Source organism: Maritalea porphyrae (genome assembly GCF_030159895.1).
GTDB lineage: Bacteria > Pseudomonadota > Alphaproteobacteria > Rhizobiales > Devosiaceae > Maritalea > Maritalea porphyrae.
In genome coordinates this window covers 2,106,342-2,119,915 of the sequence record NZ_BSNI01000002.1, presented here as the reverse complement: position 1 = coordinate 2,119,915, position 13,574 = coordinate 2,106,342, and the positions used below count along the sequence as shown (strand labels likewise).

General features: G+C 49.0%; 10 protein-coding genes. All 10 read left to right on the top strand.

Annotation, left to right across the window (positions count from 1 at the left end):
• Positions 1-101 precede the first annotated feature (101 nt).
• Positions 102-3,569 carry a DNA polymerase III subunit alpha gene (dnaE, locus tag QQL65_RS13740; protein ID WP_284366297.1) on the top strand — a complete coding sequence of 1,156 codons (3,468 nt, stop codon included), beginning with the start codon at positions 102-104 and terminating at the stop codon, positions 3,567-3,569.
• A gap of 197 nt (positions 3,570-3,766) precedes the next feature.
• Positions 3,767-4,807, top strand: coding sequence for a 30S ribosomal protein S2 (rpsB, locus tag QQL65_RS13735; protein WP_284365478.1), 1,041 nt, complete (start codon positions 3,767-3,769; stop codon positions 4,805-4,807).
• Between the two features lie 68 nt (positions 4,808-4,875).
• The gene (gene tsf / locus QQL65_RS13730; RefSeq protein WP_284365476.1) at positions 4,876-5,808 is read left to right on the top strand and encodes a translation elongation factor Ts; all 933 of its coding nucleotides are present in this window, start codon (positions 4,876-4,878) and stop codon (positions 5,806-5,808) included.
• Positions 5,809-5,862: 54 nt separating this feature from the next.
• Entirely contained in the window at positions 5,863-6,588 is a 726-nt protein-coding gene (gene pyrH / locus QQL65_RS13725; RefSeq protein WP_284365474.1) for a UMP kinase, read from the top strand.
• A gap of 11 nt (positions 6,589-6,599) precedes the next feature.
• Positions 6,600-7,157 carry a ribosome recycling factor gene (gene frr, locus QQL65_RS13720; protein ID WP_284365472.1) on the top strand — a complete coding sequence of 186 codons (558 nt, stop codon included), beginning with the start codon at positions 6,600-6,602 and terminating at the stop codon, positions 7,155-7,157.
• 18 nt (positions 7,158-7,175) lie between these two features.
• Positions 7,176-7,922 (top strand): undecaprenyl pyrophosphate synthase, encoded by a 747-nt coding sequence (uppS, locus tag QQL65_RS13715; protein ID WP_284365470.1) that lies wholly within the window; start codon positions 7,176-7,178, stop codon positions 7,920-7,922.
• Between the two features lie 78 nt (positions 7,923-8,000).
• A complete protein-coding gene (locus QQL65_RS13710) occupies positions 8,001-8,807 on the top strand; it encodes a CDP-archaeol synthase (protein ID WP_284365468.1) in 807 nt (268 codons plus the stop codon).
• A gap of 41 nt (positions 8,808-8,848) precedes the next feature.
• Entirely contained in the window at positions 8,849-9,958 is a 1,110-nt protein-coding gene (gene rseP / locus QQL65_RS13705; RefSeq protein ID WP_284365466.1) for an RIP metalloprotease RseP, read from the top strand.
• A gap of 260 nt (positions 9,959-10,218) precedes the next feature.
• A complete protein-coding gene (bamA, locus tag QQL65_RS13700) occupies positions 10,219-12,462 on the top strand; it encodes an outer membrane protein assembly factor BamA (protein WP_284365463.1) in 2,244 nt (747 codons plus the stop codon).
• A 70-nt stretch (positions 12,463-12,532) separates the two neighbouring features.
• Positions 12,533-13,573, top strand: coding sequence for a UDP-3-O-(3-hydroxymyristoyl)glucosamine N-acyltransferase (lpxD, locus tag QQL65_RS13695; protein ID WP_284365461.1), 1,041 nt, complete (start codon positions 12,533-12,535; stop codon positions 13,571-13,573).
• Position 13,574: the final 1 nt, after the last annotated feature.

The following is a 13,574-nucleotide window of genomic DNA, read 5'->3' as shown; positions in this document are numbered from 1 at the left end:
CTTGTTTGGCTTGATATCCTAGCCACTTTGTCCTGACACTTGTGCATGAATAAAGATACTCACTTGGCGTGGGGGCGAGCCTCTTTTACAAGTAAAGCATGATGACAAACGGTCCCGGCTTTATTCACCTGCATGCGCACTCAGCTTATTCGCTTCTCGAGGGAGCAATAAAGCTGCCCAAATTGATCGATCTGGCAATTGCAGATGATCAGCCCGCGCTTGGAATTGCAGACACATCCAACCTTTTTGGGGCGCTGCAATTCTCGACAATGGCTAGTGGAAAAGGGCTTCAACCTATCGTTGGGTGTGAAATCCCGCTTCAGTTTGAGCCGCCGGAAGATATCCCGGGCAAAGAGCGCAAAAAGTTTGCAAAAGAATCGATTGTCCTGATTGCTCAATCTGAAAGAGGATTTGAGAATTTAAGCGAGTTGGTGTCTCAGGCATACCTTCAGAGCGCTGACGGTCTAGCCCAGTTGCACCTTGATTGGCTGGATGGTGAACTCACCCATGATTTGATTTGCCTTAGTGGTGGTTTAGAAGGTGGCATCGACCCCGCTTTTGCACAAGGTTACGACGCTGTGGCCCTTGAGCGTCTCAATTCGCTTAAGGAGCGTTTTAGAGATCGCTTCTATATCGAGCTGCAACGGCACGACATTGAGCGTCAAAAGATTTCAGAACCGCAACTCATCGATTACGCCTATGCGAATGGCATTCCTTTGGTGGCGACTAATGAGCCGTTTTTCGCAAAGTCTGATGATTTTGAATCCCACGATGCATTACTTGCTATCGCAGAGGGTAGCGTGCTGGCGCAAACAGAGCGGCGAAAGCTATCGCCTGAGCACTATTTTAAGTCGCGTCAGGAAATGTGCGACTTGTTTGCTGACCTTCCTGAAGCGCTAGAATCTACCATTGAGATTGCGCAGCGCTGCCACTTTAGCCCGCAGGAGCGTGGCCCGATCCTTCCAAACTTTGCTGCACCTGCAAATCTGAGTGCAGATGAGGCTGTTGAAGCCGAAGGGCAGGAGTTGGCGCGCCAAGCAAAAGAGGGGCTTGATCGCTTTCTCGCAGAGAATGGACCAGCAGAGGGCCTTACAGAACAGGATTATCGCGATCGACTTGAGTTTGAGTTGAACGTGATTGTGAACATGAAGTTCCCTGGTTACTTCCTGATCGTTTCTGACTTCATTAAGTGGGCGAAAGCGCACGGCATACCCGTGGGACCAGGCCGAGGGTCTGGTGCGGGTTCGCTTGTCGCTTATGCTTTGACTATTACCGATCTAGATCCGCTGCGTTACGCATTGCTTTTCGAACGGTTTTTGAACCCCGAACGTGTGTCCATGCCCGACTTTGATATCGATTTTTGTCAAGATCGGCGGGAAGAGGTGATCCGCTACGTTCAAGACAAATATGGCGCTGAGCAAGTTGCACAGATTATCACATTTGGGTCGTTGCAAGCGCGTGCGGTTTTGCGCGACGTTGGGCGCGTCTTGCAAATGCCATACCCGCAAGTTGATCGCATTTGTAAACTCGTCCCGTCCAATCCGGCTAATCCTGTCACGCTGAGCGAAGCAATTGACGGTGAACCGCGTTTGCAAGCGATGCGCGACGAAGAAGAGGCGGTGGCAGATCTGTTGCAGATCGGGCAAAAGCTTGAAGGGCTTTACCGCCACGCTTCGACCCACGCTGCCGGTATCGTGATTGGTGATCGACCTTTGCAGCAGCTGGTGCCGCTATATCGTGACCCGCGTTCGGACATGCCTGTTTCTCAATACAATATGAAAGTTGTTGAGAATGCAGGTCTGGTTAAGTTCGACTTTTTGGGACTGAAGACCCTGACGGTCATTGATTATGCGGTGAAAAATATCAACCGCAATGGTGGTGATTTTTCCATCGAGAAAGCGCCTCTGGACGATGAACTGACTTATTCGCTCTATTCAAAAGGCGAAACTGTTGGGGTGTTTCAGGTTGAAAGTCCGGGGATGCGGCGAACGCTGTTGGATATGAAGCCTGACCGTTTTGAAGATATTATTGCGCTTGTGGCGCTTTATCGTCCCGGTCCTATGGACAATATCCCAAGTTTTTGCGCGCGTAAGCATGGCACTGAAAAGCCTGATTACATGCATGAAAAGCTTAAACCCATTCTTGAAGAAACTTTTGGCATCATTGTTTATCAGGAACAAGTGATGCAGTTGGCGCAAGTTTTGTCTGGCTATTCACTTGGCGAAGCGGATGTTCTTCGTCGTGCCATGGGTAAAAAGATTAAGTCTGAGATGGACAAGCAGAAAGCTTTGTTCGTGGATGGTGCAGTAAAGCGCGGCGTGGATAAGGCGCAAGCTGCGAATATTTTTGAATTGGTGGCGAAGTTTGCCAACTATGGTTTTAACAAATCGCACGCAGCCGCCTATGCTTTGGTGTCCTATCAGACTGGGTACCTAAAGGCGCATTACCCCAAAGAGTTCCTTGCGGCGTCTATGACGTTGGATATGGGAAACACAGAAAAACTGAATGATTTCAAACGTGAAGCGAATAGACTTAATGTTGAAGTTAAGCCGCCTTGCGTGAACACTTCAGAAGTTCATTTTTCGGTCCATGGTGAAGCCATTCACTATAGTCTTTGTGCTGTTAAAGGCGTGGGACGTAACGTCGCTGAGCATATTGTTGAAGTGCGCGGCGACGTACCATTTACGGATTTGGCAGATTTTGCCTCGCGGGTGGATCCAAAGATTGTAAACCGGCGGACACTTGAAACGCTTACATGTGCTGGCGCTTTTGATCAGATGGGTTTGCGCCGAGAAGATGTGATGAGTTTGGTCGATACCATTATCTCCTCGGCTCAGCGTGCGACAAGCAATCGGCGCGAAGGCGTGATTGATATGTTTTCAGCAGATCGGCCTGAACCTATCGAGCCAGCCAAAGGAATAAAGCCCTGGCCACTATCCGAGCGATTGGCGAAAGAGTTTTCTGCAATTGGCTTTTATTTGTCAGCTCACCCCTTGGACGATCATAAGTCGCTATATACTGAGAATTATGTGCAGAGTTGGTCGTCTTTTGAGAAAGCGGCGCGCGGCGGTGCTCGTGCGGGTCGACTTGCAGGAACCATTGCGTCACGGAACGACCGTAAGACAAAAAAGGGGTCAAATATGTCGATCCTTACTTTGTCAGATCCGTCAGGCACTTTTGAGTGCCTTGTTTTTTCCGAACAGCTTGACCGTTTTGATAGCCTCTTAACGACAGGACAATCTGTCGTTTTAGAAGTGGAGGCCGACGCGCAACCTGATGGTGTGCGTTTACGCCTGATCAACTTGCACTCGATAGACAAAGCGGTTGCGCGCATGGCGAACAAGATGACGCTTTATCTGGAAAGCACAGACGGTTTGTCTTCACTTCAAAACCAGCTCATTCGCGGTGGTGAGGGGCAGGTGAGTGTTGTTGTTATGGGTGAAGACAAGACCAAAGAATATGAAATTGAGCTGCCCGGAAATTATCGACTTTCCCACGAACTTGCCAGTTCACTCAAAGTGGTGCCGGGTGTCGAAGACGCAAAGGTGAGCGTTCAAAAAGCCCAATAATTGCTCGTTTTCGTCGGTATTCGCGCCTAAATGCGTTTAGGCGTTTTTGGCTGTTGCTATTGCTGGCAAGTTGATGTATCTCGGCGCTGTTAAATTCACACGCAGGGTCGGGCTTCCTTTTGATGCCTACCGGTGACACCTAAGAGTGTTGCAATGCCCTGCGGAGGACATAACCGGTTTAAAAGGAGAGAAGGCTAATGGCACTTCCAGATTTTTCTATGCGTCAATTGCTCGAAGCGGGCGTACACTTCGGTCACCAAAAACACCGTTGGAATCCAAAGATGGAAAAATTCATCTTTGGTGTTCGTAACGACATCCACATTTTGGATCTCGGTCAAACGGTTCCAGCTTTGCACCGTGCACTTCAGATGGTTTCTGATACTGTTGCTGAAGGTGGTCGTGTATTGTTCGTGGGTACAAAGCGTCAGGCGGCACCAGTTGTTGCTGAAGCTGCTCAGCAATGTGCGCAATATTATGTGAACTCACGCTGGCTCGGCGGCATGCTGACCAACTGGCAAACAATTTCTAAGTCAATTGCGCGTTTGCGTGAATTGGAAGAAAACCAAGACCTTGCTGGTTTGACTAAGAAAGAACGTTTGCAGCGTTCACGCGAGCAAGAGCGTCTTGAGCGCGATCTTGGCGGCATCAAAGACATGGGCAATGTGCCTAACTTGTTGTTCGTTATTGATACCAACAAAGAAGCAATTGCATTGCATGAAGCACGCCGTTTGGGCATTCCTGTGATCGCGATTTCAGATACAAACTGTGACCCAGAGTCAGTTGACCTACCAATTCCTGGTAATGACGACGCTGCTCGCGCGATCGAGTTGTATTGCTCATTGGTTTCAAAAGCTGCTTTGGACGGCATTTCACGTTCATCTTCACAGTTCGGTGTGGATTTGGGTGAAGCGGTTGAGGTTCAGGAAGAACCTGTTCTTGAAGCTGTAGCTGAAGAAGCTCCTGCTGTTGAAGCTGCACCTGCGGCTGAAGAAGTTGCTGCGGACGCACCATTGTTTGCAAAGCCTGAAGGCGAAGCTGATGATTTGAAAAAAATCTCAGGCGTTGGCCCAGTGCTTGAAGGTAAATTGAACGAGCTTGGCATTTACACATATGCGCAAGTTGCGGCATTTACCGCAGAAGACATTGCAAATGTTGATGAGCGTTTGAGCTTTAAAGGCCGCATTGAACGTGACGGTTGGTTGGGTCAAGCTGCAGAGCTTGCAAAATCAGCGTCATAATTCGCGCTTAATAAGCCACAGATTGAAATTTGAATTGCCGGCTCTGTCCGGCAAGAAGGAGTGATAATATGGCTATCACAGCTGCTCTTGTTAAAGAACTACGCGAGATGACCGGCGTAGGCATGATGGATTGTAAAACTGCACTTGGCGAAACCAATGGTGATTTGGACGCTGCGGTTGATTGGTTGCGTACAAAAGGCTTGGCGAAAGCTGCGAAAAAGGCGAGCCGTGTTGCGGCTGAAGGTCTTGTTGCTGTTGCGACTGATGGCAATGTTGGTGCTGTTGTTGAAGTTAACTCAGAAACTGACTTTGTTGCGCGTAACGATGAGTTCCAAGCAATGGTTGGCGAAATCGCTAAAGTTGCTTTGACCGAAGGCGCTGACGTTGAAGGTCTTGCTGCTGCAAACTTCCCAGGTGCTGATCATTCAGTTGCTGAAGAAGTGACCAAAAAAGTTGCAAAAATCGGTGAGAACATGAACCTACGTCGTTCTGCTCGCATCGAAGTTGAAAGCGGCATTGTTGGCTCATACATCCACAACCCAGCTGGTGAAGGTATGGGCGCAATCGGTATTCTTGTTGGTTTGAAAACAACAGGCAAGACCGATGGTTTGGCTGCTTTGGGTCGTCAATTGGCGATGCACGTTGCAGCGGCCGATCCAGCACCATTGGCTGTTTCGCAAGATGGCGTTGATCCTGCTGTTGTTGAAAAAGAGCGCGCTGTGTTTGTTGAGCAAGCTGCCGAATCTGGCAAGCCTGCAAACATCGTTGAGAAAATGGTTGAAGGTCGCGTTCGCAAATTCTACGAAGAAGTTTGCTTGCTATCACAAACCTATGTAATCGACGGCGAGAGCAAAATCTCAGACGTTTTGAAAGCTGCTGAAAAAGATGCTGGTGCACCAGTTGAAGTGACAGAATTTGTTCGCTTTGCAATCGGTGAAGGCATTGAAAAAGAAGAAGCAGACTTTGCAGCTGAGGTTGCAGCAGCGGCTGGTACAGCCTAACCTTTGCACAAAGAGATTCTCTTTCTCATTGTGTAACAAAAGGTTGGGGTGGCAATGGCCTCTCATTCGCTTAAGCGTATATTGATTAAAGTCTCCGGCGAAGCACTTGCCGGAGACAATTCATTTGGGATTGAACCCGAATTTTTAGACCAAGTTGCAAAGCAACTGTGGGACCTCTCCAAATCAGGTTTAGAAGTGGCAATTGTTGTCGGCGGGGGGAATATCTTCCGCGGCATGGCTGTTGCCGCTGGTGGTGCTGACCGTGTGGTTGGTGACCATATGGGCATGCTCGCAACCGTGATTAACTCGCTGGCTCTTGGTGATGCGATCAAGCGGTGTGGTGGTCAGGCCAAAGTCTATTCAAACATTGCAATGCCTGCTGTTGCGGACACGTTCACTGTACGTGATGCGCGTCGCGCTTTGGCCGAAGGCAAGATAACGATTTGCGCCGGTGGCTCTGGCAACCCATTTTTCACAACGGATACCGCTGCAGCACTGAAGGCTGTTGAGTTGCAATGTGATGCTCTCTTTAAGGGTACCCAAGTTGACGGCGTGTACTCTGCAGATCCTAAACAAGTTGCGGACGCGGAGAGATATGATCGCATTAGTTACGACGATGTGATTGCAAATGACTTGAAAGTCATGGATATGGCTGCATTTGCTCTAGCGCGAGACAACAATCTGCCGATATATGTATATCAGCTCGATGTTGACGGGGGCGTGCGTGCGGTGATCGATGGAACGGCGGTTTCAACGTTGGTCACTGGAAGTGCGGAATAAAGGAAGAAGAAATGTCAGAATTTTCAATTAGTGATCTTGATAGCCGGATGAAGAAGTCAATTGAGGCTTTGAAATCTGAATTTGGCGGTTTGCGCACAGGTCGGGCAAGTCCCAGTCTGTTGGAGCCTGTGATGGTTGACGCCTATGGTTCGAAAATGCCGATTAGCCAGGTTGCGACTGTTTCAGCGGCGGACGCGCGCTTGTTGACAGTTCAAGTTTGGGACAAGTCTATGACCCAAGCTGTTGAAAAAGGTATCCGCGAAAGCAATCTCGGCCTTAATCCTGCCGCAGAAGGAACGCTTATTCGCGTTGCATTGCCGGAACTGAATGAAGAGCGTCGCAAGGAATTGACCAAGGTAGCGCATCAGTATGCTGAGCAGGCCAAAGTTGCAGTTCGTCACATTCGTCGTGACGGTATGGATGCTTTGAAGAAATTGGAAAAAGATGGCGACATCGGTAAAGATGATATGCACGCAGAATCTGAAAAAGTGCAAAAACTTACTGACGGCGCGGTCACAGAAATCGACAAGCTTTTGGCGGCCAAAGAAGCCGACATCATGCAGGTCTAACTGACGGAAGCCTTTCGTATGGACAGTGCCCTCGCCAAATCATCCGCTATAGAATTTGCGCCGGAACAGTTGCCGGCGCATATTGGCGTGATTATGGATGGCAACGGTCGCTGGGCGCAGGCGAGGGGCAAACACCGCACTGAGGGCCATAGAGCTGGTGTTGAGGCGCTACGGCGCCTCATTACATGTGCTGTCGAATTTGACATTAAATATCTCACCATTTTCAGTTTCTCTTCGGAGAATTGGCAACGGCCCCAAGACGAAGTGAATACGATACTGGGGTTGATGAAAAAATTCGTCGCCTCAGATGTCGGCACATTTGTTAAAAACAATGTCCGCATTCGTATTTTGGGCAGCCGCGATGGGTTGAGTGCATCTGTGCTCAAAATGATAAGCGATGCGGAGGGCCGCACCGCGCATTGTACTGGCTTGCAGTTGAATGTTGCTTTCAATTATGGCGCCCGAACAGAGTTAGTGGATGCGGTGAAAGCCATTGCAGCGCGCGTGGCAGATGGTTCGCTTGGTATCGACGAAATTGACGAAGAGCAGTTGAGTTCAGCGCTTTATACCGCTGAACTGCCTGATCCTGATGTAATTTTTCGCACGAGTGGTGAACAACGGTTGTCAAATTTCTTGCTGTGGCAAGCGGCCTACTCAGAATTCGTTTTTTCGGAAGAGTTTTGGCCCGACTTTGATCGCACATCATTTATTAGCTTGCTCGACGCTTATGCAAACCGCAAGCGTCGTTTTGGATGTGTGGGGTAGTTGAGATTGTCTGGGGAGACGGAGAGATCGGCTACTGCTAATGCAGGGCGTAACTGGGGTGATTTGCGGCAGAGACTTGTGTCTGCTATCGCGCTTATCCCAATTGTGGCTGCTGCTATTTTTATTGGGCATTTAGCTGTTGCAGCTTTGATCGCCGGGGTGCTTGTGGTCGCCTATCATGAATGGTCAATGATGACCAATGGTGGGAAACTGACACGGTTCAACTATTTTACCATGGGTATGTTGGCCATGTCGTCCATCGCTTACCCCGCGATTGGATTTTGGGGCAGCCTTGGATTGTTCATATTCACCGCGTTTGCGACCACCATATTGAGTGACCGTTGGGGGAAGTGGCCAACGGCAGGACTGGCGACCGGTTTTCTTGGCTTTGCTGGGTTGTGTGTTCTTGCGTTACGCGGAGATACAAATCTTGGCATTTTGGCAACCGTATATCTGACGACTGTGATTTGGCTTACCGATAGTGGTGCATTTTTCGCCGGACGCCAGTTTGGCGGACAGAAGCTCGCGCCAATTGTATCGCCATCCAAAACCTGGTCAGGCGCTATTGGTGGACTAATTATTGGTACGATCGGTGGCACAATCGTTTGGACGCTTGGAAACCTGTTGCTGCCAAGTATGAACTCCCCAATCTGGATTGGAACTTTGATTTCGGCAGCGATTAGCGTGTCTGCCCAACTTGGTGATTTGGTTGAAAGTGCACTAAAGCGCCATTTTTTGATCAAAGATAGCGGCGATATTATACCAGGCCATGGTGGCATTCTGGATCGGATTGATAGTTTTACGGTGGGTGCCGTGCTGTTGTATTTTATTGGCGTCGCGCATTTCACATCGGATCATGTCGCCGAGGGCGTGCTGCTTTGGTAGCAGATGCTAACGACTGCTTTTTTGAACATGAAGGATAAGTTTTGGAAAACCTGATTGCGTTTTTTTCAGTGATCGTGCCGTTTCTTGCGGTGTTGACCATCATCGTGTTTGTTCACGAGATGGGGCACTACCTTGTTGCGCGATGGAATGGCATTGCTGTGCAGGTGTTTTCCATTGGTTTTGGACCCGAGCTAGTTGGTTTCAATGACAAGAACGGCACCCGTTGGAAGGTATGCGCTATTCCGTTGGGCGGGTATGTCAAGTTTTTGGGTGACATGAATGCTGCAAGCGTTCCCGATCATAAAGAACTTGGCCAAATTGATCCGCAAACCAGATCCACTCTGTTTTATTACAAAAATGTTTGGCAACGTATCGCCGTTGTCGTTGCTGGGCCAATTGCAAACATCATTTTTACGTTCATCGTGCTTTATGCCCTGTTGCTTGGCCTAGGCCGTTATACGCTTGAGGCAACAATTGACGGCGTTGAGCCACAGTCGCCTGCTGAGATTGCTGGATTGATGTCAGACGATAAAGTTGTTCGTGTGGATGGCTATCTGATTAGAAGCTTCGGCGATTTTCAGCGTATCGTGGCGACCAGCCCAGAGCGAGAAATAGCAATTGAAGTCGAGCGTGCCGGAAAAAATGTTAGCTTGAATGTGGTCACTGGTTCTACTGAGCGCACAGATCGTTTCGGCAATGTTTCTCGAATTGGCTATTTAGGTGTTTCGCGCACAGCGGAGCAAGAGGATGTTATTTTTGTTCGGCCAAGTCCAGTCGAAGCGGTGTTTATCACCTTCGATGAGATGGTTTTGATTGTTGACCGCTCATTTAAGTTCTTGGGCGAGCTTATTCTTGGCAAAGGTGATGTTGACCAGCTTGGCGGTCCAGTTAAGATCGCAAAAATATCAGGTGAGGCGGCCTCAATCGGGATTTTTACCCTGATCAATCTGATGGCGCTTCTTTCGTTGAATATTGGTATATTCAACCTATTCCCCATACCAATGTTGGATGGCGGTCATTTGGTCTACTATTTGTATGAAGTTGTGCGCGGCAAGCCCTTAAGTCCGAAAATCCAAGAAATGGGTTTCCGTTTTGGTTTGTTCCTCGTCTTGTCGTTGATGGTGTTTTCCGTATTCAACGACGTTTTTTAAAATTTGATCTGTTCGCTTAGGTGTTTAGAAAGTGTTGCGCAAGGGGTGCAGTGCACATCTTTTGGTAACGTAAAGGTCTATTTGGTCTTGCGTTTGGCTTAAGAAACAGTAAAACAGATCATGGAGTTAGTGTCGCAAACGGCAGGGGTTGCTGTGTTTGCGCGGGAAGTGCTGAAAGGCGTCAGGGAACAATGATTGCAAAAGCAAAGCTTATACCAAGTCTCGTTTTGGGTTTAATGCTGGTGGTAGGCGCACCTTTAATGCCTTCACAAATCAGCGGTTTACTTGGTGTTGAAGCCGCTTACGCTGCCACCGTTCGCACGATTAGTGTGACCGGGAATGTGCGCGTGGACGACAGCACAGTGATTTCATTCTTGGCGCTAAGAAAAGGTGACAACGCAACTTCGTCAAAAATCGACGAATCGATTGATGCTCTTTATCAGAGCGGATTGTTCTCTTCAGTTAGCGTTTCAATGTCTGGCAATACATTGCGTATTGTTGTTAAAGAGAACCCGATCGTTTCTTCGGTATTGTTTGAAGGCAACAATAAATTCTCTGATGCTAAGCTTTCGGACATGATCGAGATTTCGTCTCGTGGTGTTTATACCGAGGCTGCGGTTGCCCAAGACGCCCGTAATATCGAACTTGCTTATGATCAAGCAGGATTTAATTCTGTTTCTGTGACAACCCGCACAGAGATTGGCGATAATTCACGCATCAAGGTTACGTTCGTTATCAACGAAGGTGATCGCGCAAGCATTGCGAAGATTAGTTTCACAGGAAACCAGTCAATCGGTGATATGCAGCTTAAGGCGATTTTGCGTACGCATGAATCACATCTTTTGAGCTGGCTCTTCCGTGACGATGTTTATGACGAAGACAAACTGAGCGTAGATAGCGAACTCGTTCGCTTGTATTATGCTGATCGTGGCTTCCCTGATGCGCAGGTGCTTTCTGCAGTCGCGGAGTTTGATGCTGATCGCAACGCTTACTTCATCAACTTCACAATTGATGAGGGTGAACGTTACGAATTTGGCAATATTGACATTGAAACCAGCATTGCCGGTCTTGATGCTGCGGCGCTGAAATCTTCAATTCGTACACAAGAAGGGCGTCGTTATTCACTTACTGCGCTTCAACGTTCTGCGGCTGACATGTCGCGTGATGCGGCTCACCAGGGTTTCTCTTTCGCAGAGGTTCGCCCGCGTCTTGACCGTGATGTGGAAGCGAAACGCTTCAATGTGACTTATCTGGTGGACGAGGGTGCGCGTCTTTATGTTGAACGTATCAATGTTTACGGCAACACACGCACACGTGATTTCGTAATTCGTCGCGAATTCGAGTTTGCTGAAGGCGATCCATTTAACCGCACATTCTTGGCTGCTGGCCGTGAAGCGTTGCAAGCGCTCGGTTTCTTCTCTCGCGTTCAAGTGAACGTGGAACAAGGAACGTCTGCAGACCGCGTTGTGATCAACGTTGTGGTTGAAGAAAAATCAACAGGTAGCTGGGGCGGTGGCGCAAGCTACTCACCACAATCCGGCTTTGGTGTTGAGTTGACTTTGGAAGAACGCAACTTCCTTGGTAAAGGTCAGCACCTGAAACTTGCTGTTGGTGGTACTTTCGGTAGCCGTACTTATGATTTCTCATTCACAGAGCCTAAATTCATGGGCTTGGATGTGTCTGCTGGCATCGATGCTTATCGCCGTACAATTGATGAAGGCACCAACTATAACTACGGTACAGACTCAACCGGATTCCAGGTTCGCGTAGGTGCACCGGTTGTGGATAATCTGAGTGCTTCATTGTTCGCTGGTTTCGATCAGACGACCTACACAGATACCAATGCTGATGCGCCGACTTACATCACAGGGCTTGGCGGCGCTGTGAACAAAGCATTCGTTGGCTATAGCTTGAATTACACTGACGTTGATAATCAGCGTGACCCAAGTGAAGGCTTTGCTTTGAACCTGACACAGCAATATGTGGGTATCGACCACAACTTGCTGAAGACAGAAGTAAAAGGCCGCTACTACATTCCTGTACTGCCTGATCATGGCGTTATCGCCAGCATCAAAGGTCAAGCTGGCATGATCAACGAACTTGGTGGCGGCACTGTGCACCCAACAGAAACATTTGTACCTGGTCCACAGATCATCCGTGGCTTCAAGTCATACGGCTTTGGTCCGAAGAATGGCACAAACGTTCTTGGTGTGACGGAATATGTTGCAGTGTCGGCTGAAGTTGAGTTCCCGCTTCCAGTTGTGCCTGAAGCTTATGGCTTGTCTGGTGCGGTTTGGGCAGACGCTGCATATCTCGGCGCCTCTGGCCTAGACGGCGCGTTGATCACCAGTGGCAATGGCGTGCAAACACGTACATCGGTTGGTGCAAGTATCTTGTGGGATTCTCCACTTGGTCCGTTGCGCGGCGACTTTGCTCATGTGATCGACAAAGACACAGCAGACGATACTCAAGTGTTTGCGCTTACAATTCAGACATTGTTCTAAGCAACAATAAACTTGACGGTATAAAGGGATCGCGGACACAATCTGCGATCCTTTTTGTTTAGGACGCCAAATGGTTGATACCCGTTTTTTTCCGCTCAAAGACCAGCCCACGCTCAGCGCGTTGGTGTCATCCTGTTCTGGTGAGTTGGACTGCGATTTCAGCCGCGCCGACATGGCGCAGAACATTGTCGGTGCCGGCACAGTTCCCTTTTTGACTGAGGGCGAGTTGGGCTTTGTGGGTGACAAGGCCTATGTCGACGGACTGAAAACGCTGCAATCGGGCATTGTAATTGTCACCAAAGACTTGGTGGAACATTGTTCCGACGGTGTACAGGTCATTGTTTCCCCAAATCCCTACAAGGCGTTTACATCGCTCGTTGGTGTTCTCTACCAAGATGCGTTGCGCGGGCAATATCTGGATCTATTGCCCTGGCGCGAAGCGCTTGATGCTGGTGAGATAACGATCGGCGAGGGATGTGATCTTGCGCCAAATGTGATGGTTGGTCCTGGCGTTGAGATCGGCGACAATGTGTCCGTTGGCCCCAATTCTGTTTTGGGGCGGGGCGTCACTATTGGTCGGGGTACGCGCATTGCGGATAGTGTTTCGATTTATTTTGCACACATTGGTGACGACAACCTCATTCATTCGGGTGTTCGCATCGGTGCTGATGGATTTGGGTTTATTCCCACCGCGTCTGGTCCACAAAAGATACCGCAGTTGGGGCGTGTGCTTATTCAAGATGGTGTCGAAATTGGAACCAACACCAGCATCGATAGAGGAACGCTTGACGATACAGTGATTGGTGAACAAACAAAAATTGATAACTTGGTTCAAATTGCCCATAATTCGGTTATTGGGCGCTTTTGCCAATTGTCAGGACATGTTGGTTTGGCAGGTTCAGTGGTTTTGGGCGATGGTGTTTTGCTTGCGGGTCGCGCTGGCATATCGAACAAGGTGAAAGTTGGCGATAAGGCTGTAGTATATGCTTGTTCGTTGGTCACCAAAGATGTACCAGCGGGCAGCATGGTTGGTGGCTCGCCAGCAACAGAGATAAAAATGTGGCGCAAAGAGGTGGCGGCCATCCGGCGGTTGGTTCGCACAAAAAAGTAAC